The sequence below is a fragment of the Arthrobacter sp. Soil_N43 genome (assembly GCF_057655195.1).
In genome coordinates this window covers 1-18,712 of record NZ_JBDGML010000039.1, presented here as the reverse complement: position 1 = coordinate 18,712, position 18,712 = coordinate 1, and the positions used below count along the sequence as shown (strand labels likewise).

Here is an 18,712-nt window from a genome sequence, read left to right as displayed (position 1 = left end):
GACCTCATCCGCTACTACCTCGGCGAAGAGCCCGTGATCGCCAACGTGGACACCTTCCGGCTGGAGGAAAAGGAGGCGCGCGAGCACGTCCTGGACCGCCTGGACGAACTCGTCGTGAAACCCGTCGACGGCTCCGGCGGGAAGGGCCTCGTGATCGGTCCGGACGCATCCAAGGAGGAGCTCGAGGCCCTCCGCAAGCGCGTCATCGCGGACCCCCGCGGCTGGATCGCCCAACCTGTCCTGCAGCTGTCAACCGTGCCCACGCTCAGCGGGGACAAGTTCGGTCCCCGCCACGTGGACCTGCGGCCGTTCGCCGTCAACGACGGCGACGACGTCTGGGTCCTCCCGGGCGGCCTCACCCGCGTTGCATTGAAGGAAGGCTCACTGATCGTGAACTCCAGCCAGGGTGGCGGCTCCAAGGACACCTGGGTGCTGGCGGATTCCCCCCAGGTTCCGGTGGAGCAGGTGCCCAGGCAGTCCATCACGGTGCGCGAACGCGTCTCTGTTTGGCCGGTCGAGAGCAACTGGCGGGACCGCCAGTCGGAGCAGCAGCAGTGACGCCGCACGCACCTCGGCCTTCCGTATCCGCATCCACATCATCCACACCCGGCACCACACTCGCGCAGGAGGTAACCGCACATGCTTAGCCGAATCGCCGAGTCGCTTTTCTGGATCGGCCGCTACGTTGAACGGGCCGACGGAACGGCCCGCATTCTGGACGTCCACCTCGAGCGGCTTAACCACCTGCCCACTGAGGAGCGCCGCAGCGTTGCCCGCGAACTGCTGGCCGTCATGGGGGCGCGCCCGCAGAGCGAGGACTTCGGCCTCGAGGAGCTGCTGCACGCCCTCGCCTACGACAAGCACAGCGCCACATCGATCGCCGGGTCCCTCGGTGCCGCCCGTGAAAACGCGCGCCGTGCCCGCGAGACCGTTTCGTCCGGCCTGTGGGAAAGCCTCAACACGACCTACTACGGCCTGAACCAGCACCGCAAGGACGTCGTGGGCACCTACCGGTACTGCCACTGGGTCCTGGAACGCACAGCGATGGTCAGCGGCCTCGCGGACACCACCGTCAGCCACGACGACAGCTGGCTGTTCCTAGCCCTCGGCCGGTCCCTGGAACGCGCCGACATGACGGCCCGCATGCTCTCCACCCGCGACGTCCTCTCCGCAGGCATGTCCTGGGTGAACATGCTGCGCTGCGCCGGGGCCTACGAATCATTCCTGCGCACCCGCCGCGCCGCGTTCGGGGACCAGCACGCCGCCGAGTTCCTGCTGCTGGACCGGCTGTTCCCGAGGTCCATCGTCTACGCCCTGCGGGACGCCGACGAGTGCCTGGCGAAGCTGGACCCTTCGGCCCAGCGCGTCGGCTTCATCAATGACGCCCGCCGGATCGTGGGCCAGGCCCGCACCTTCCTCGAGTTCCACCGCACCGACGATCTCATGTCGGAGCTCCCGGAACACATGGAGCGCGTGCAGAAGGCCGTCTCGCAAGCCTCGGACGCCATTTCCCGTAAGTACTTCAATCAGGCGGACGAACTGGCCTGGGTGGGAGAAGTTTCATGACCCGGCTGAGCATCATCCACAAGACCGGCTACAAGTACAACAAGCGGGTTACGCTCTCTTACAACGAGGCCCGCATGACCCCGCTGACGGACCCGCAGCAGGTGGTGCTGGAGTCCTCCATGAAGGTTTCCCCGTCTCAGGCGGCCGTGAGCAGCTACCGCGACTACTGGGGCACCCGGGTCACCGCGTTCGACATGCAGATGCCCCATGAATACCTCGAGGTGCTGTCCACCACCACGGTCGAAGTGCACCGGGTGGACCGCATTCCGTCGGATGCGGACATCGTTGGCTGGGACGTGCTCGGCTCGCCGGAGATCCTCAACCAGTTCAGCGACTGGGTTCCGCAGTCCCAGCTGACCGGTCCGGGCGACGAGGTCCTGGGGATCATCCCCGGCGTCGTTGACGGCAAGAACCCGCACGAGGCCGCCATGGCAATCTTCGAGTGGATGCGCGGTGAGATGACCTACATGAAGGGCACCACCGGCGTCACCACCAACGCCGAGGAAGCCTGGAACCAGAGGCAGGGCGTTTGCCAGGACCTGGCCCATCTGGCCATCGGCGCGCTGCGCAGCCGCGGGATCCCCGCCAGGTACGTGTCCGGTTACCTTCACCCGCGTTCGACGGCGGACATCGGCGAGTCTGTTGCCGGCCAGTCCCACGCGTGGCTGGAATGGTGGGACGGCGAATGGCGCAGCTGGGACCCCACGAACCACAAGCCGGCCGGGGACTTCCACGTGACCGTGGCCCGCGGCCGCGACTACCGGGATGTCCCTCCACTCAAGGGCATCCTGTCCGGCGGCGGCGGCTCAACGCTCAGCGTCAGCGTGGAAATCACCAGGCTCGCATAACCCGGAGGGGCGGCCTGCGCCCCAGTGCGGGCCGCCTATTCGGGGGCGGATTTAACGGCTCCGCTGAGTTGTGTCCACCACGTCAGGGGCGGAGTCACCTTAAAGCGCCTGCCCGTGACGGAGTCCGGGGTGATCCGGACGAAGTGGTCTTTCTGGCCCGCCTGCCAGGGGAAGAGGAAAAGGGACGCCGAATCCAGGATTTCGTCCGTGCTTTTCAGTGCCGCCGCTTTGCCCTTCACCACCACGCTCCACGCCATGCCGGATACTGCGTCCACACCGTCGGCTTCCAGCGCCACAGGGGACTCCCCGAGGGAACCCCCAAGTTTGGTGCCCTCACCGGTTCGAAACACGAGCGTGCCGTGGTCCACCGTGTAATTGAGCGGGAAGATGTCCGGATGGTCGTCCACCCAGACGGCCAGCCTGCCGACAGAAACCTGACGGAGGAGGTCCCAGCACTGGCTGGATTCCAGGTGTTCCACGGACTCGTGGGAAGCTGCGGAAGGCTGCACATTCGTCATGGAGCAGAGCCTACGCCCGCTGCAGCATGCCTGCCAGTACGTCCCGGGCGTGGGTCCTGTTCCGGAGAACGATCCCGCCGGACCACTTACCAGGGGCTGGGCTTGTAATCCTTGAGGAAGACTCCGTACTGGTCCTCGCCGTTTTCGCCCATGACGATGGGGTCATAGACCCGGGCCGCTCCGTCCACGAGGTCGAGCGGCGCATGGAAGCCCTCTTCCATGAGCCGGACCTTGGTGTAGTGGGGGCGCTCGTCCGTGATCCAGCCCGTGTCGACTGCCGTCATAAGGATTCCGTCGGTGTCCAGCATCTCCTGCGCGCTGGTCCGCGTCATCATGTTCAGGGCGGCCTTGGCCATGTTCGTGTGCGGATGCCCCGGGCCCTTGTAGGCGCGGGAGAACTGGCCCTCCATGGCCGAGACATTGACGATGTACTTGCGGCGCGCGGTGGAGCGCCTCATCGCATCCCGGAGCCTGCTCACGAGCAGGAACGGGGCGGTGACGTTGCACAGCTGCACCTCGAGCATTTCGAGGGGATCCACCTCGTCGACCACCTGGGTCCAGCTGTTGATCGTGGCAAGGTCCGGCACCAGCCCGCCGGCGTCGATGGCGGTTCCGGACGCAATGCGTTCCAGCGAAGCCGAACCGGTGGACAGGGCCAGCGAGGTGATGGCGTCGCCGGCAAGGACCGGGTGTTCCGTGACGCTGCTTGCGAGGGCCAACGGGTGCTTGTCGTGGGCATGGCCGAAGGTGACCAGTTCCGGGCCGCCGTTGGCCGCCTCAAGGGCGGCGGGCAGCGGCTCGTCCTCGGCGTCCACCAGGGGCTTGTAAGCGTTGCCGGACCGGCGCACGGTCTGGGCCGCGTTGTTGATGATGATGTCCAGGGGGCCGGCGGCGTTAAGGGAATCCGTGAGCGCCATGACCTGGGAGGGGTCGCGCAGGTCGATGCCCACGATCTTGAGCCGGTGCAGCCAGTCCGCGCTGTCCTCCATGGCGGCGAAACGGCGCGCTGCATCCTTCGGGAACCGCGTGGTAATGGTGGTGTGGGCGCCGTCGCGGAGCAGACGGAGCGCTATGTACATGCCAATCTTCGCGCGGCCACCGGTCAGCAGGGCGCGGCGACCGGTGAGGTCGGTCCGGGCATCCCGCTTGGTGTGGCTGAAGGCCGCGCACTCCGGGCAGAGCTGGTGGTAGAAAGCGTCCACCTGCGTGTAGTGCTGCTTGCAGATGTAGCAGGGACGGGACCTGATCAGGTGGCCGGCCACCTTGCCGGTGGCCGACGGCGCCAGCTTGTTGCCCCGGGTCTCGTCGTCGATCCGGTCAGGCGCAGCCGTGGCGGTCTGGGAGATGACGGCGCGGTCTGCCTCGGCGATGAGGTCGCGCTTGGTGACCCGGCGGTGCCGCTTGACTGCCTTGAACATCTTGCCGGTGGCGCGGCGCACCGAGACGTAGTCAGGGTGCTCCTCGTCATAGACGTGGATGGAGTTTAAAACCTTGAGGCAGGCCTGAATCTCTTCAGGCGTCAGATCGGAGGAGCTCATTGATCTGATTTTACAGCCTGTCGAGGCACGGGCCTGCCTCAGGGGTTGCCGGGACAACCGCCCGGCGAAGGTGAAGCCTGGCTATCTCGCGGAACTGTCGGAGGTGACGGCAGCCGCCTGGGCCTGACCTGCATGGTTCACGGAATTGCGGACCTCTGGGTAGTTTTCCGTCGCGGCCTTCACCGCGTTCGGCACCAGGTGCAGGTTGGCCGCCGAAAGCTTCCGCTCGGCCTCGTCCGGCTCCGGCACAGCCTGGCCCTTGGAGAGCACGGTGATGCCGGAATCGGTGACCTTGAAGCCGCGGGCGCGGTCCAGCTCCGGGTCGAGGCCGATCGCGGCGCCGGCAGGAACCTTGACGTTCTTGTCGATGATGGCGCGGCGGACCACGGCGCCCTCGCCGATCTGGACCTTGTCCATCAGCACTGAGTCCACCACGCGGCTGGCCGTACTGACGTAAACGTCGTTGGACAGGACCGAACCTTCCACGATGCCGCCCGAGATGACCACGCCGCTGGCGACGATCGAGTCAAGCGCTGTCCCTACGGTGTTGTTTTCACCGCGGACAAACTTTGCAGGCGGGGAGATGCTCTGCCGCGTGTAGATGGGCCATTCCGAGTTGTACAGGTTGAACACCGGGAGTGGGGAGATCAGGTCCATGTGGGCGTCGTAGAAGGAGTCGATGGTGCCGACATCGCGCCAGTAGGTGCGGTCGCGTTCCGTGGATCCCGGGATGTCGTTGAGCGTGAAGTCGTAGACGCCGGCCTCACCCTGGTTGACGAAGTAGGGGATGATGTCGCCGCCCATGTCGTGCTTCGTGTCGAGGCGTTCGGCGTCGACGTGCAGGGCGTCTACCAGGGCGTCGGCGTCGAAGACGTAGTTGCCCATGGAGGCCAGGAACTGGGTGGGGTCGGCAGCGAGGCCGGGCGTCGAGGACGGCTTTTCAACGAACGCGGCGATCTTCTGCGAGTCTTGCGGGTCCACCTCGATGACGCCGAACTGGTTCGCCATGTTCAGCGGCTGGCGGACGGCGGCGACCGTTGCCTTGGCGCCGCTCTTAACGTGCTGCTCCACCATCTGGGCAAAGTCCATGCGGTAGACGTGGTCCGCGCCAACGACGACGACGATGTCGGGGTTGGCGTCGTGGATCAGGTTCAGGGACTGGTAGATGGCATTCGCGCTGCCCAGGAACCAGCTCTTGCCCACGCGCTGCTGCGCGGGAACGGAGGCGACGTAGTTGCCGAGCTGCGTGGACATCCGCCAGGTTTCGGAGATGTGGCGGTCCAGGCTGTGGGACTTGTACTGGGTCAGGACCACGATCTGCAGATAACGGGAGTTGACCAGGTTGGATAAGGCAAAGTCGATCAGCCGGTAGCTTCCGGCGAAGGGCACGCCGGGTTTCGCCCTGTCAGCCGTCAGTGGCATGAGACGGTTTCCCTCGCCGCCGGCGAGGACAATAGCCAGGACTTTCTTATTCAACGGCATGTGGTCGCTCCTGTACGCCTTCGTATCTTCCCCAAAAGTCCGGCACGCCCGGACTCCTTCACACTAGAACAGTTCAACCGTAACGACTACCTTGGGTACCGTGCGAATAGACATTGTGACTAAAGAGTTCCCGCCGGAGATTTACGGTGGCGCGGGCGTCCATGTAGCCGAGCTGAGCCGGGTCCTGGCCCAGCACGTCGATCTGCAGGTGCGTGCCTTCGGCGCGCCCCGCGACGCCGACTACCACGGGGCGAACGTGACCTCCTACTCGGTGCCGGAGGATCTCGGCTCCGCAAACGCCGCCGTCCAGACGCTGGGCGTGGATTTGCGCATCGTCCCGGACATCGGGGGCGCCGATCTCGTGCATTCGCACACCTGGTACGCCAACATGGCGGGACACCTGGCGTCGCTGCTGCATGGCATCCCCCATGTGCTCAGCGCACACAGCCTGGAACCGCTGCGCCCGTGGAAGGCCGAGCAGCTCGGCGGCGGCTACGCCCTCTCCTCCTGGGTGGAAAAGACCGCCTATGAGGCAGCGGCCGCCATCATTGCCGTCTCCGAGGGAATGCGGCAGGACATCCTGCGCAGCTACCCCAACGTGGATCCCGCCAAGGTCAAGGTGGTCCACAACGGCATCGACGTCAGCCTGTGGAACCGGGATGAGAACCACGACTCCGTCCGTGCCCTCGGCATCGACCCGGATCTCCCCAGCGTGGTGTTCGTCGGCCGCAACACCCGGCAGAAGGGTGTTCCGTACCTCCTGCGCGCCGCCGCAAAGCTTCCCGCGGACGTGCAGCTCGTGCTGTGCCTCGGTGCGGCAGACACCCCCGAGCTCGCCGCCGAAACGGCCCGGCTGATCGAGGAACTTCAAAGCCAGCGCAGCGGCGTGGTCCTCATCGAGCGGATGCTGCCCCGCAACGAACTCATCCAGGTCCTGAGCCACGCCACGGCTTTCGCCTGCCCGTCCATCTATGAGCCCCTCGGCATCGTGAACCTGGAAGCCATGGCCTGCGGCGCGGCCGTCGTGGCCAGCGCCACCGGCGGAATCCCCGAAGTCGTACAGCACGGGGAAACGGGGCTGCTCGTGGATATCGAACAGGTCACGGACGGCACCGGCACCCCGCTGGATCCGGAAAAGTTCGTCAGTGAGTTCGCCGCCGCCCTGACTGAAGTTGTCTCTGATCCGGAGCGCGCCCGCGCCATGGGTCAGGCCGGCAGGCGCCGGGCCGAGGAGCACTTCTCGTGGGAGTCCATCACCGAGACCACCCTCGACGTCTACCGTTCGGTACTCAAGTAGTTCCAAAGCAGTATGAGCCCGACGGCGGCGCTCCCCCCAGGGGGAACGCCGCCGTCGGGCTTTAATCGCAAGGCTTATTCGCCAGGCTCAAGAGCTGGTCAGGAACGCCGGGCGTCCCGGGCCTTCCGGGCGAGGACTGATTTTTCGTCCACCGGCGCGCTGCCGCTGGCCCGCTGGGCACGGTAGAAGTCCCGTGCTTCGTCCTGCCGGACCTTCTCGGCTCCGGTGGCGATGGCCGCGCGCAGGTGGTCCTGGGTGTACCCGAAGGCGTCAACCAGATCCAGGGCGTGCGGCCGGATCTTGACCAGCAGCCGGTTGATGTAGCCCCCCACCGTCCGCGCACGCTGCATGGACAGCCTGCCGTTCATCAGGTACCAGGACAGGTTCTTCTCGATCAGGGACAGCCCGAACAGGTCCCTGAGCCATGTCAGCACGGTCTTCGTTCCCGGATCCGTGCACTGGCCGAGGGCGTCAGTGAAGGCCTCCCACTGCAGGAGTTCCGCGTGGGCCTGTGCTGCATCGATCAGTTCGTTCTGGTGCCGGTTGAACACGGCAGCGGCTTCCTTCTGGGGTAGCTTGCTGGCTCCCCTGAGGGCGGTGCCGGCCTCTGCGACCATGCTTTGAACGCGGTCGGTGAGCAGCGCGCGCTGGCTCTCCTCGTCCCGCAGGGCGATGGCGGCCTTCTGTGGCAGCCCCGTGTCCGCCACGAACTGCGCCACGCCGCGGAGCCCGGTGCGGTGGACCGCGGTGCCGGCTGCCTGGTTGACCACGTAGCGGGCCAGAACTCCGAAATTGACGTTGCGGAATTCGTTGGCGTAGTCCGCCAGCAGCCGCTTGGCGACGAGCTGCAGCAGCACGGTGTTGTCGCCTTCGAAGGTGACGTAGACGTCAAGGTCGGCGCGGAGCGAGGCGAAGCGGTTCTCGATCAGGAAACCGGCTCCTCCGCACGCCTCGCGGCATTCCTGCAGGGTGTCCAGGGCGTGCCAGGTGCTGAGCGGCTTGAGGGCCGCCGCCAGGGTCTCGAGGTCCTGGCGGTCCGCGTCGGTGTCGTGCGCGCCGGAGAACACGTCATCGAACTTCTGCAGCAGCTGTTCGTGCGCGAATGCGGCGGCGTAGGTGGTGGCCAGGCGCGTGAAGAGCCGCCGCTGGTGCCTCTGGTAGTCGAGGAGCACCTCTTCCTCGGTGAGGGACGAGGAAGTGAACTGGCGCCGTTCGGTGGCGTAGGTGATGGCAGTCTTGAGGGCGATCTTTGAGGCGGCCACGGCAGCGCCGTCGAGGCTGACCCTGCCTTGGACGAGCGTGCCGAGCATGGTGAAGAAGCGCCGGCCCGGGCTGGCGATGGTGGAGCTGTAGTTCCCCTCGGCGTCCACGTCACCGTAGCGGTTCAGCAGGTTGGTCCGCGGGATCCTGACGTTGCTGAAGTGCAGGCGGCCGTTGTCGATGCCGTTCAGGCCGCCCTTGAGGCCGTCGTCCTCGCCGCCGATTCCGGCCAGGAATTCCTTCGTGGCGGGGTCGCGGAGATCCACATAGAAGGCGTGGACCCCGTGGTTCACGCCGCGGGTGATCAGCTGGGCGAACACGACTGCCCCGAGGCCGTCAAGGGCGGCATTGCCGATGTAGTCCTTCCAGGCAGCACGGAACGGCGTGTTGATCACGAATTCCTGCGTGCCGGGGTCGTACGTGGCGGTGGTGGCGATGCTCGCGACATCCGAGCCGTGCCCCGTCTCCGTCATGGCGAAGCAGCCGGGGATGTCCAGGTTCATGATCCCGGGCAGCCACTTGCTGTGATGCTCCTCGGTGCCCAGATGCAGCACGGCCGAACCGAACAGCCCCCACTGCACACCGGCCTTGATCTGCAGGGAGGGGTCGGCGGTGACCAGCTCCTCGAAACCTGCAATGTTGGCGCCGTGGTCGTCGGAACCGCCGAGCGCGGCCGGGAAGGCGCGGTGGACGGCGTTGTTGTCCACCAGGTAGCGGAGCTGCACGAAGGTGCGCTGCCGGTGTTCGGTGTGTGTGAGGCCCTCGGCCTTGTGCAGCTCTGGGCGGGCAGCCAGTTCACGGGCCTGGCGCCGGACGTCCGCCCATTTGCCGAGCAGCTGCTCGCCCAGTGCAGCGACGTCGACGGCGGGCTGCGTGCCGGCAGGTGCGGGACGGGACGAGGTGGTGTCAGTGCGGCGGTCCACGACTTCAGTCATCACGATTCCTTCGTTGGGTCTGACAGTTTTTTCGAGAAGTTTTTGGAGCGGTTATTGAACGTCGGTGAGTTCAGGGGCGATGCCCACGCACAGCCAGGCGGTGATCTGGCGGGCCATCGTTTCCTGGTCAGGCTTCGTGGGGGAGGCAGGGCTTGCCAGCCATTGCTCTCCCGCATTACGGACAAGACCGATGGCAGCATTCGGCCAGTATCCGATGACCGCCTCCTTGCCTGCACCGAGATGCGCGCGCATGGGCCGGGCGATCATGTCGGCAATGGAATCGAAGAAGTGGCCCAGCGCGCCGGCCGTGGCAATGGAGGTGTGGCTGCCGTCTGGATCCCCCGCTGAATAGCGGGTCACGAAGGTGTAGACGTTGGGGCTGGTTTCGGCCATCTGCAGGTATGCCGAGACCATGGCCAGCAGGCCTTCCCTCGGGGTCTGGGCCGCCTGGGCCGCCTCCTGGATCCGCCGCTGCATCTGGCCCAGGACCACGTCGCCCACGGCCTGCTGAAGCCCGGCCTTATCTCCGAAGTAGCGGTAGAAAACAGACTTCGAGGTTCCGGCGGCCGCCGCTATGTCCTCCATGGACGCATCGCTGCCCAGGGCGTGAACGGCGCGCCGGGCAGACTTGATGAGCTCCCGGCGGCGCTCCTCGCGGTGGGACTGCCACCGGGAGGCGCGGCCGTCGACGGCGGCGGGTCCGGACAGGCTCTCTCCGTCAGATTGGCTCGTATTCACGATACCCAGCGTATCAGGTACGCTGGGTATCGATAACTTCCCGGAGCTAAGGAGATGCCGCATGTCCATCGACGGACAGCCAGTAAACGGACACGAGGAACCCGCCGAAACGCGGTCCGCTTCATCCGCCCGGAGCCTTCCTGCATCTGCCCTTCACAGGGCGGTGGTGGTGGGCGGAAACAGGATTCCGTTCGCCCGCACAGGCGGGGCCTACACCAAATCTTCAAACCAGGACATGCTCACGGCCGCCCTGGACGGACTGATTGCCCGCTTCGGCCTGCAGGACGAGCGGATCGGCGAAGTTGCCGCGGGCGCGGTCCTCAAGCACTCGCGGGACTTCAACCTGACGCGTGAGGCCGTGCTGGGGTCTGCGCTCTCTGCCGAAACCCCGGCCTACGACCTCCAGCAGGCCTGCGCCACGGGACTGGAAACAGTGCTGGGCCTGGCCAACAAGATCAGGCTGGGGCAGATCGAATCGGCCATTGCCGGTGGCGTCGACTCTGCCTCCGACGCCCCGATCGCGGTCAGCGAGGGGCTCCGGGAAGTCCTGCTGGACCTTAGCCGCGCCAAGACCCTGCCGCAGCGTCTGCGAATCCTGGCCCGCCTGCGGCCCAAGGATCTTGCTCCCGACGCACCCAACACCGGCGAGCCACGTACAGGGCTGTCCATGGGCGAGCACCAGGCCCTGACCACCGCGCAGTGGAAAATCACCCGGGAGGCGCAGGACGAACTGGCCTACAACAGCCACCGCAATCTTGCAGCCGCCTATGACGCCGGTTTCTTCGATGACCTCCTCACGCCGTACCGGGGGCTCAGCCGGGATTCGAATCTGCGGCCCGACACGACACTTGAGAAGCTTGCCTCCCTGAAGCCCGTCTTCGGCCGGAACCTCGGGGCGGAGGCCACCATGACGGCGGGCAACTCCACGCCGCTGACCGACGGCGCCTCCACTGTGCTCCTTGCGTCCGAGGAGTGGGCGGACCGGCACGACCTGCCCAAGCTCGCCACTGTCCTGGACGGCGAAGCCGCCGCCGTGGACTTCGTGCACGGGAAGGACGGGCTGCTCATGGCTCCCGCCTTTGCCGTGCCGCGCCTGCTGGCGCGCAACGGCCTGACGCTGGACGACATCGACTACTTTGAGATCCACGAGGCATTTGCCGGAACCGTCCTCAGCACGCTGGCAGCCTGGGAGGACGAGGAATTCGGACGCACGCGGCTCGGACTGGACGGCGCGTTCGGCAAGGTGGACCGCTCCAGGCTCAACGTCCACGGATCGTCGCTGGCGGCGGGTCACCCGTTCGCAGCAACGGGCGGACGCATCGTGGCGTCCCTCGCCAAATTGCTGCACGGGAAGGGAACCGTCAACGGACGTCCCGCGCTCGGACTCATCTCCGTCTGCGCCGCCGGCGGCCAGGGCGTCGTGGCACTGCTGGAAGCACAGTAGGGGATTCTCATGACAGACACATACACGCGGCTGGTCAGCAAGGGCCTCGGCCGGAACGTCGCCAAGAAACTCGGGCTCCCGCAGCCCGCCGCGCTCCGGCGCTATGAACCCGGTCAGCCCCTCATCAACGGCCCCGTCCTGCTCGAGGGTTCGAGCCCGGGGGCAGACGAGCTCGCCGCAGAGCTCCTCAGGTGGGATGTGGACGTTCGCCGGCACGCCGTTCCCAAGGAAAGGCTCGGCGGGATCGTGCTGGTCCTGGACGATGTTGAGTCGCCGGACGACCTCGAAAAGCCGGTCCTGACGGCCGCATCCTCCTTGCGTGACCTGGCCCCGAACGGGCGCGTCGTCACTGTTTCGCGAACTTCCGACGGCAGCCCTCCGGAGGTTGCTGCTGCCCGGCAGGGAGTTGACGGGCTGCTCCGTTCATTGGCCAAGGAACTGCGGGCGGGCGCCACCGGCAACGGCATCCTGCTCGCCGACGGCGTTGCGCCCACGGCTCCGGCGGCACTCGGAGCGCTCCGCTTCTTCCTCTCCGGCCGGTCCGCCTATGTGGACGGCCAGTTCGTGCGGATCAGCTCGGCATCGGGGGAGCTCCCCGACGACGCCGACAAGCCGCTCGCCGGCAAGGTCGCCGTCGTCACCGGTGCCGCGCGCGGCATCGGAGCCGCGATTGCGCGGACGCTGCACCGGGACGGTGCGACAGTGGTGGCGGTCGATATTCCGGCCGCGGGAGACCACCTCGCCGCCGTTGCGAACGAAATCCGGGGAACAGCGCTGCAGCTCGACGTCAGCCGGGAGGATGCTGGCCAGCGGATCATAGACCACGCCGTCACGCGCCATGGGCGGCTGGACATCATGGTCCACAATGCGGGCATCACCCGGGACAAGCTACTCGTAAACATGGATCATGGGCGGTGGAGCTCGGTGCTGGCGGTGAACATCAGCGCGCAGCTCCGGATCAATGAAGCCCTGCTGGCGTCCGAACACTTCCGCTCCGCTCCGCGGATCGTGTCTGTAGCCTCAACCACCGGCATCGCCGGCAACCGGGGCCAGACGAACTATGCGGCCTCCAAAGGCGGGGTGATTGGGATGGTGCGTGCCACGGCGCCCCTGCTGGCCGGGCATGGCGGCTCGATCAATGCGGTCGCTCCCGGCTTCATCGAGACGGAGATGACCGCCCGCATGCCTCGTGCCACCCGGGAGATCGCGAGGCGGCTCAATTCGCTTCAGCAGGGCGGGCGCCCGCAGGATGTTGCCGAGGCGATTGCGTTCCTCGCCAGCGACGCTGCCGGGGGGATTTCGGGCGAAGTGCTGCGGGTGTGCGGACAGCAACTGGTGGGTGCATGAGCCCCGGCCAGCCCGTCATCCTGGGCGAGATGCCGTCCCTCTCCAAACTGTACGTGAACGCGGCCGCCGGGGCCGCGCGGCGCCGGCTCCTTGGCTCCCACCCGGGAGCGGCGCTGCCCGCGACGGGCCATGAAGTGCGGGGCGTGCACGCTGACGTCGGGCAGTTGACCGCCTATCAGCATCTGGTCGGCGAAACTGCCAGCGATGTGCTGCCCGCAGGGTTCCTCCATGCCATGGCGTTCCCCGTCGCCATGAGCATCATGAACCGGGACGACTTTCCGCTGCCGCTGCTGGGCATGATTCATCTCCGCAACGCCGTTGAGCAGTTCCGCCCGGTCCGGTTCACCGAGGCACTGGATGTCAGCGCCCGCGCCGAGGCACTCCGGGCACACCGGGCCGGAACACAACTGGACATCGTTGCCGAGATCCGCGCGTCCGGGGACGACAGTATCCTCTGGCGGGGCGTGTCCACGTATCTGGCCAAGGGCGCCTATCTTCCGGGCATCGACAAAGCGTCGGGCGGGACGCCAACGCAGCAGTTCACGGCTCCGGACCCCACAGCCATCTGGCAGCTGGGGGTCGATGCGGGGCGGGCCTATGCCGCGGTGTCGGGGGATTTTAATCCCATCCACCTCAGTGTGCTGTCCGCCAAGGCACTGGGCCTGCGGCGGTCCATTGCGCACGGCATGTATTTGGCGTCGCGGGCACTGGCGGATGTCGGGGCGGCCAAAGGCGATTCATTCCGTTGGGACGTTGCCTTTGAAGCGCCGGTGTTCCTTCCGGCGCGGGTTGCCCTTGATATTTCGACGGTTCAGGCTCAGGGAGCCGGCTGGGTGCGCTCGGACTATGTGGGATGGAACCCGCGCTCCGGCCGAAAGCACTTCAGCGGTTCGGTGGCGTCGCTGTAGCGCTGGCCGCATGGGCCGGCCCGCCGTCCCCCGCAAAGGCGCAGGTACCCTAGCGGCTGTCCGTTTCAGCCACGCGCAGGATCCTGTGCAGGCTGAGCAGGATGGATTCGGCGGCGCTGGGGGCATCGGCGTCGGCGCCTGAGGAAACGATCCGGGCCCTCAGGGAGTCAACCGCAGCTCGTGCCGCCGCCGTCAGCTCGGCCCGCCGGTCAGGGTCCTCCTCGTCCGCGGAGAGCACCTCTCCGACGGCGGCGAGCGCCTTGGCGAGCGGCTCACTGTACGGAAGCGGGATGGTGAACGGCATGTCCTTGTTCCAGATGACCTCCGCGAGCACCTCGGTCATGTCCTGGATGTGGAACGTGATGCGTTCAAGGTCGCGGACGTTGCGGTAATCCAGGTCCACGTCGCGGGGGTGGAAGCGGCGGCGGGGGTTGGCTTCCCGGCTTGCGTCGGCCTTCTGGACGGCGTCGCGAACGGACCTGGCCGACCGTGCCAGCTCGTCCGAGCGCAGGGACCAGTCCTCATGCTCAGGCGGCCACTTTTCGTGGACCGCCGCCCCCATGTCTGTCAGCTGGCGGGCCAGGGCAATGCGCAGTTCGGTGAGGCTGAGCGCCGCCGCATTGAAATGCAGGGGCGGGAAAACGAGCAGGTTCACGATGACGCCGACGGCAACGCCGACACCCATCTGGAGCAGGTAGCCGAACGAGAAATCGTCCGGATTGTTGCCGCCCACCAGCAGGACCAGCAGCGCTGCCGTTGGAATCCAGTCCCGGCCTGCTCCGAGGCGGGGGAGTCCGGCCAGCAGCACGCCGAGGGCCATGACGATGCCGACTGACAGCGGGGTGGCGCCGAAACTGAGCAGAAGGAATGAAAGCCCGATTCCTGCGGCCAAGCCGACGAGTGTCTGGAGGCCCTGGCGCATCGAACCGGCCACATTCTCATACATGGCCACCAAGGCGCCAAGCGGCGCATAGTACGGGTACTGGGCCGCCGCCCCCGGCATGTACGGGGCGATGAGGAAAGCGATGCCGGCAGCCAGGCCAGCCTTGGCCGCCAACTGCAGCCGGGGCGCAGCAAGAACACGCCTTGCGCCCGTCGCCGTCGCCCGCCCCAGCCGTCGCGTCCAATGAGCGCTGGCTGAGGTCTCGTTCTTCAGGGTGCTCACCCGGCCAACACTAGGGCGGCCGCCCCGCTGCGACAAATGGATAAACGGGCGCAGCACCCCCGTCGCCCCAGGCCGCCAGCTCGAGGGTGCGGCCGGGGCGCCGGTGGAAGAGCCGGTCTAAAAGCGGTCAGCCCGCTCCGTGCCCGGGGGACACCTGTTCCCCTGCACGGACGGGTCCAGGGGGAGTGCCCTCGCCGAAAGGGCTTCCGCCCAGCGCTTCGCGGCCGTGCGGAGTGAGCCAGCCGGACAGGTCGGGTCCCGCAGGGACGATGCCCGTGGGGTTGATGTCCTCGTGAACGATGTAGTAGTGCTGCTTGATCTGCACGAAGTCGATGGTGTCCCCGAACCCCGGAGTCTGGAACAGGTCCCGGGCGTAGGCCCACAGATGAGGCATCTCACTGAGCTTGTTCCGGTTGCATTTGAAATGCCCGTGGTACACGGCGTCGAACCTCACCAGAGTCGTGAAGAGGCGGACGTCAGCCTCAGTAATGGAGCCGCCCACGAGATACCGCTGGTCCGCAAGCCGGTCCTCCAGCCAGTCCAGGGCCGCCCACAGGCGGGCGTAGGCAGCGTCGTAAGCGTCCTGGGACCCGGCGAAACCGCACCGGTACACGCCGTTGTTGACCTCAGTGAATACGCGCTTGTTGACGCGGTCGATCTCGTCACGAAGGTGATCCGGGTACAGCTGCGGCGCACCGGGGCGGTGGAACGCACTCCACTCAGTGGAGAAGTCCAGTGTCATCTGGGGGAAGTTGTTGGTTACTACCGCCCCGCTGGCGATGTCCACAAGAGCGGGGACGGTAATGCCGCGCGGGTAGTCCGGGAACCGCCGGAGGTACGCTTCCTGCAGGCGTTTGATGCCGAGGACCGGGTCCTTCCCGCCGGGGTCAAGGTCGAAGGTCCAGGAGCGGGCATCGTGGGTGGGGCCCGGCTGGCCCAGCGAAATAGCGTCCTCCAGTCCCAGCAGGCGGCGGACGATGACGGTCCGGTTGGCCCACGGGCAGGCGCGGGCAGCCACCAGCCGGTAGCGACCGGGTTCCACGGGCCAGCCCGGCTCACCGTTGGGCCCTGCTTCACCGCTTTTGGTGATCCGGTCCTCGATGTAGTTTGTGTCCCGGTTGAAATCTCCGCCGGTGACGTAGGAACCCCTGGTGCTGTGTTCCTTGACGGTGCTGGGCTGCTGGTTCATGGACCCAGACTATGTGCCTGCTGCCAGCACGCGCGACATGGGCTGCCAGGCAACCAGCCACGATGCAGCCACCACGAGGGAGAAGAGGGCTATCCACACCGCTGAAGGAACGGCCGTAGCCCGGTACAGGATGTAGGCGTCCGAGGTCCTTAATTGGTCCCGGCGGCGGAGGTGCACGTTGGTGAGCTTGGCCAGGTCCCGGACCGAGGCTACGAGCAGTGCCAATCCCAGGATGATGGCCACGTGCCCGGTAAAGACTGCGGGCACGCCGATGATGAGTGCCCCCGTTCCTGCCACCGCCACGAGCAGAATCAGCACGCCGGCCGCGTTGCGGATGAAGATCAGGGAGGCCAGTAGAACCAGGAGGCCGGCGGACATGGCGGCGGGGCCCCAGCCGGTGAACCCGGACCAAACTAGCCCGGCTCCAGTCATGCCCGGGACGGGGTAGCCCCAGAATCCTGACCACACGGCGGCAAAACGCCCGCGCGTATAAGAGGTGGTCGTTCCGGAATGGTTGAGCCTCAGTTGGATGCCGCCCAGCCGCTGGCCGCTGGTCAGCGCCGCGAAAGCGTGTCCCAGTTCGTGCGTCACCGTCGCGAACAAGCCGAAGTACCGCCAGGTGGCGCCAGGGACGGAGAGCACGACGGCGACGAGGACGACGGCGATCAGCTCAGTAACGGTCACCGTGGGAACCTCGGACCGTGCAAAGCCGGCGGCAACCCGGTCCCACCATTGTTCGGGCAGGGTCGGAACTGCAGCAGCAAAATTAACCATAGGATTCAAGGCTACCGCCGGAGACCGGGCGGAAATGTTCACCGGGGCCTTTAGGGTGCACGATGGAGTTAACAGTGCCCCCTACATCACCGCAACGCTGAAAAAGGAAGTCATGACCATGTTGAAGGAACGCCTGCACGCCGATGTTGTCGCGCACATGAAGGACGGCAACAAGGTGGCGCTCACCACCGTGCGCAATGTTTTGGGCGAGATCGAAACCCGTGAAAAATCCGGCAAGACGCCGGTGGAACTGGATGACGCCCAGATCACGGCACTGCTGCAAAAGGAGGCGGCGAAGCGCCACGACACCGCCAGGATCTACACGGAAGCGGGGGAGAAGGACCGCGCTGCCGCCGAAATTGCTGAAGCCGATGTCATCGAGGCCTACCTGCCGAGGCCACTCACGGCCGCAGAGGTGGAGGCCATCGTGGATGAGGCGGTTGAGGAACTCAAGGCCGGTGGTGCGGAGCTGTCGATGAGGCACATGGGCGCCGTGATGAAGCCTGTAACGGCCAAGGTCGCCGGGCGGTTCGACGGCAAGGCCGTCAGCGACATCGTCCGCTCGCGGCTGGCTTAAGGCCGCGCAACGGCTGAGGCTCGACGCGGCCGCCGAATGGGAGGACGATTTAAGCACACCCACACTAAGGAGGTCGGTGATGTGCTATTCATCGTGCGAGGGGTGGCGGAACTACAGGAAAGATCGCGCCCGGGAATCGAATGAAACCCGCCCGGAGACGAGGCCTGATGAGGCCCCGGAGCCCCAGGTGCAGGCGGAGGAATCCAGGATGTGGGCCTACCTCGCCCAATGGGAGAAGGACGCAGCTGAAAAGCCTGACCGGATCAGTGAAAGCGTCTAGGCACTGACATTGAAGGGCCCCGCCGCTGCGGGGCCCTTCGACATGGAGCTATTCGAGGATTCGCTTCTTGGCGAATGCCATGTACTCCCCGGCTGCCTCATCGAACCCGAAGTCCTGCCAGTACGCCTTCAGCGTGGACTTGGCTTGTTCGTACTCCGGAGTGCCTTCGGCGGGAGAGTCCTCGCTGCGTGCCGGTACGGCGTGCACGACGACGAGGTCCACGGACCGGCCTACTGTTTCGAGGATGGCGTGCAGGATGGTGTAGCCCATGCGGTCACCGCGGTACTCAGGCAGGATCTCGAGGGCGGAGACAATCATCAGGTCGCCGCTGTCCTGAAGATACTCAGTAACAAGGTCCGGGCGTTCTGACGTCAGCATTTCAGCGATGTGTGCCATCTCAGCGTCCGCGCCTTCCGTGGTGACGAAGAGATTGATCATCCCGGCCTTTGGAACAACGCGGACGACGGCGTGGCCCACCTGGACCATCTCGCCCTCCGCGCCGCCCCCGCCGTTTAAGCCGCCGGCACTGACGGTGACCTCCCAGCGCATTGGATAGTCACGGGGAACATGCTCCATTCCTGGAACGCCGCGATACTGGAGCCTGTACTCAAAGGTCAGCAAGTCCGGATCGATCACGGTCATGGCACCGTCCTTGGGCTGGCAGCAGCTTCGCTTACACGGGCAGTCTATGCGGCGAACGGGTCTTCAGGAACCGGCGCCCGCGCGTGTTACCTGGACGGGCCAGGTGTCGGCTGCCGTGGGGCCTGCTGTTGCCAAAGTGACCTGGGAGGTCCACAGTGAATTAAGTCACATCCAGGCCGGGAGGCCGGCCGGGGCTCCGTGAGG

At 66.3% G+C, this 18,712-nt stretch carries 17 protein-coding genes; 8 read left to right on the top strand and 9 right to left on the bottom strand.

Going from position 1 to position 18,712, the window contains the following annotated elements; translation table 11 throughout:
* The 3 genes from AC3A3W_RS02700 to AC3A3W_RS02690 all read left to right on the top strand — a co-directional run.
* Positions 1-558 (top strand): circularly permuted type 2 ATP-grasp protein (locus AC3A3W_RS02700; protein ID WP_487440350.1); only part of this gene is annotated, 558 nt, incomplete at its 5' end.
* Between the two features lie 81 nt (positions 559-639).
* Complete coding sequence (locus tag AC3A3W_RS02695) at positions 640-1,566, top strand: alpha-E domain-containing protein (protein ID WP_205652038.1); 927 nt, start codon at positions 640-642, stop codon at positions 1,564-1,566.
* Positions 1,563-2,414 (top strand): transglutaminase family protein, encoded by an 852-nt coding sequence (locus AC3A3W_RS02690; RefSeq protein ID WP_487440349.1) that lies wholly within the window; start codon positions 1,563-1,565, stop codon positions 2,412-2,414. Before AC3A3W_RS02695 ends, AC3A3W_RS02690 begins: the two co-directional genes overlap by 4 nt.
* Positions 2,415-2,449: 35 nt before the next feature.
* Here the strand turns inward: AC3A3W_RS02690 and AC3A3W_RS02685 are convergent, their stop codons facing one another.
* From AC3A3W_RS02685 to glgC, 3 genes are all read right to left on the bottom strand, one after another.
* Positions 2,450-2,932: a pyridoxamine 5'-phosphate oxidase family protein gene (locus AC3A3W_RS02685; protein ID WP_487440348.1), complete on the bottom strand. Its 483-nt coding sequence runs from the start codon at positions 2,930-2,932 to the stop codon at positions 2,450-2,452.
* 86 nt (positions 2,933-3,018) lie between these two features.
* On the bottom strand, positions 3,019-4,470 hold the full coding sequence (locus tag AC3A3W_RS02680; protein WP_487440347.1) for an SDR family NAD(P)-dependent oxidoreductase: 1,452 nt from the start codon (positions 4,468-4,470) through the stop codon (positions 3,019-3,021).
* Between the two features lie 81 nt (positions 4,471-4,551).
* On the bottom strand, positions 4,552-5,952 hold the full coding sequence (gene glgC / locus AC3A3W_RS02675) for a glucose-1-phosphate adenylyltransferase (protein ID WP_487440346.1): 1,401 nt from the start codon (positions 5,950-5,952) through the stop codon (positions 4,552-4,554).
* A gap of 100 nt (positions 5,953-6,052) precedes the next feature.
* Between glgC and glgA the strand changes: the two genes are divergently transcribed.
* The gene (glgA, locus tag AC3A3W_RS02670; protein ID WP_487440345.1) at positions 6,053-7,249 is read left to right on the top strand and encodes a glycogen synthase; all 1,197 of its coding nucleotides are present in this window, start codon (positions 6,053-6,055) and stop codon (positions 7,247-7,249) included.
* 98 nt (positions 7,250-7,347) lie between these two features.
* On the opposite strand, the gene AC3A3W_RS02665 is transcribed toward glgA, so the two are convergent.
* Together AC3A3W_RS02665 and AC3A3W_RS02660 are read right to left on the bottom strand one after the other, a co-directional pair.
* On the bottom strand, positions 7,348-9,444 hold the full coding sequence (locus AC3A3W_RS02665) for an acyl-CoA dehydrogenase family protein (protein ID WP_487440344.1): 2,097 nt from the start codon (positions 9,442-9,444) through the stop codon (positions 7,348-7,350).
* A gap of 51 nt (positions 9,445-9,495) precedes the next feature.
* Positions 9,496-10,245 (bottom strand): TetR/AcrR family transcriptional regulator, encoded by a 750-nt coding sequence (locus tag AC3A3W_RS02660; RefSeq protein WP_487440343.1) that lies wholly within the window; start codon positions 10,243-10,245, stop codon positions 9,496-9,498.
* On the opposite strand from AC3A3W_RS02660, the gene AC3A3W_RS02655 reads away from it, so the two are divergent.
* Genes AC3A3W_RS02655 through AC3A3W_RS02645 form a run of 3 tightly spaced genes read left to right on the top strand, consistent with a single transcriptional unit; the run spans position 10,244 to position 13,881 of the window.
* Positions 10,244-11,626 carry an acetyl-CoA C-acetyltransferase gene (locus tag AC3A3W_RS02655; RefSeq protein ID WP_487440342.1) on the top strand — a complete coding sequence of 461 codons (1,383 nt, stop codon included), beginning with the start codon at positions 10,244-10,246 and terminating at the stop codon, positions 11,624-11,626. The two genes, AC3A3W_RS02660 and AC3A3W_RS02655, sit on opposite strands and share 2 nt — an antisense overlap.
* Before the next feature lie 9 nt (positions 11,627-11,635).
* Complete coding sequence (locus AC3A3W_RS02650; RefSeq protein ID WP_487440341.1) at positions 11,636-12,973, top strand: 3-oxoacyl-ACP reductase; 1,338 nt, start codon at positions 11,636-11,638, stop codon at positions 12,971-12,973.
* Positions 12,970-13,881 (top strand): MaoC family dehydratase, encoded by a 912-nt coding sequence (locus AC3A3W_RS02645; RefSeq protein ID WP_487440340.1) that lies wholly within the window; start codon positions 12,970-12,972, stop codon positions 13,879-13,881. The genes AC3A3W_RS02650 and AC3A3W_RS02645 overlap by 4 nt, the downstream gene beginning before the upstream one ends.
* 49 nt (positions 13,882-13,930) lie before the next feature.
* Here the strand turns inward: AC3A3W_RS02645 and AC3A3W_RS02640 are convergent, their stop codons facing one another.
* The 3 genes from AC3A3W_RS02640 to AC3A3W_RS02630 form a co-directional block, all read right to left on the bottom strand.
* Positions 13,931-14,995, bottom strand: coding sequence for an FUSC family protein (locus tag AC3A3W_RS02640; protein ID WP_487440351.1), 1,065 nt, complete (start codon positions 14,993-14,995; stop codon positions 13,931-13,933).
* Positions 14,996-15,173: 178 nt separating this feature from the next.
* Complete coding sequence (locus tag AC3A3W_RS02635; protein ID WP_487440339.1) at positions 15,174-16,235, bottom strand: glutathione S-transferase family protein; 1,062 nt, start codon at positions 16,233-16,235, stop codon at positions 15,174-15,176.
* Between the two features lie 9 nt (positions 16,236-16,244).
* Positions 16,245-17,009, bottom strand: coding sequence for a M50 family metallopeptidase (locus AC3A3W_RS02630; protein WP_487440338.1), 765 nt, complete (start codon positions 17,007-17,009; stop codon positions 16,245-16,247).
* A gap of 112 nt (positions 17,010-17,121) precedes the next feature.
* Here AC3A3W_RS02630 and AC3A3W_RS02625 point away from each other — a divergent pair, with 112 nt between their 5' ends.
* Positions 17,122-17,586, top strand: a complete 465-nt coding sequence (locus AC3A3W_RS02625; RefSeq protein ID WP_487440337.1) for a GatB/YqeY domain-containing protein — start codon at positions 17,122-17,124, stop codon at positions 17,584-17,586.
* Between the two features lie 328 nt (positions 17,587-17,914).
* Here the strand turns inward: AC3A3W_RS02625 and AC3A3W_RS02620 are convergent, their stop codons facing one another.
* The gene (locus AC3A3W_RS02620; protein WP_487440336.1) at positions 17,915-18,508 is read right to left on the bottom strand and encodes a hypothetical protein; all 594 of its coding nucleotides are present in this window, start codon (positions 18,506-18,508) and stop codon (positions 17,915-17,917) included.
* Between the last annotated feature and the right edge of the window lie 204 nt (positions 18,509-18,712).

What these genes read in the sequence shown, in the direction of transcription:
- AC3A3W_RS02695 (WP_205652038.1), top strand. Translation starts at nt 640, where the DNA reads ATGCTTAGCCGAATCGCCGAGTCGCTTTTCTGGATCGGCCGCTACGTT.
- AC3A3W_RS02690 (WP_487440349.1), top strand. Translation starts at nt 1,563, where the DNA reads ATGACCCGGCTGAGCATCATCCACAAGACCGGCTACAAGTACAACAAG.
- AC3A3W_RS02685 (WP_487440348.1), bottom strand. Translation starts at nt 2,932, where the DNA reads ATGACGAATGTGCAGCCTTCCGCAGCTTCCCACGAGTCCGTGGAACAC.
- AC3A3W_RS02680 (WP_487440347.1), bottom strand. Translation starts at nt 4,470, where the DNA reads ATGAGCTCCTCCGATCTGACGCCTGAAGAGATTCAGGCCTGCCTCAAG.
- glgC (WP_487440346.1), bottom strand. Translation starts at nt 5,952, where the DNA reads ATGCCGTTGAATAAGAAAGTCCTGGCTATTGTCCTCGCCGGCGGCGAG.
- AC3A3W_RS02665 (WP_487440344.1), bottom strand. Translation starts at nt 9,444, where the DNA reads ATGACTGAAGTCGTGGACCGCCGCACTGACACCACCTCGTCCCGTCCC.
- AC3A3W_RS02655 (WP_487440342.1), top strand. Translation starts at nt 10,244, where the DNA reads ATGTCCATCGACGGACAGCCAGTAAACGGACACGAGGAACCCGCCGAA.
- AC3A3W_RS02660 (WP_487440343.1), bottom strand. Translation starts at nt 10,245, where the DNA reads ATGCGGCATCTCCTTAGCTCCGGGAAGTTATCGATACCCAGCGTACCT.
- AC3A3W_RS02650 (WP_487440341.1), top strand. Translation starts at nt 11,636, where the DNA reads ATGACAGACACATACACGCGGCTGGTCAGCAAGGGCCTCGGCCGGAAC.
- AC3A3W_RS02645 (WP_487440340.1), top strand. Translation starts at nt 12,970, where the DNA reads ATGAGCCCCGGCCAGCCCGTCATCCTGGGCGAGATGCCGTCCCTCTCC.
- AC3A3W_RS02635 (WP_487440339.1), bottom strand. Translation starts at nt 16,235, where the DNA reads ATGAACCAGCAGCCCAGCACCGTCAAGGAACACAGCACCAGGGGTTCC.
- AC3A3W_RS02630 (WP_487440338.1), bottom strand. Translation starts at nt 17,009, where the DNA reads ATGGTTAATTTTGCTGCTGCAGTTCCGACCCTGCCCGAACAATGGTGG.
- AC3A3W_RS02625 (WP_487440337.1), top strand. Translation starts at nt 17,122, where the DNA reads ATGACCATGTTGAAGGAACGCCTGCACGCCGATGTTGTCGCGCACATG.
- AC3A3W_RS02620 (WP_487440336.1), bottom strand. Translation starts at nt 18,508, where the DNA reads ATGACCGTGATCGATCCGGACTTGCTGACCTTTGAGTACAGGCTCCAG.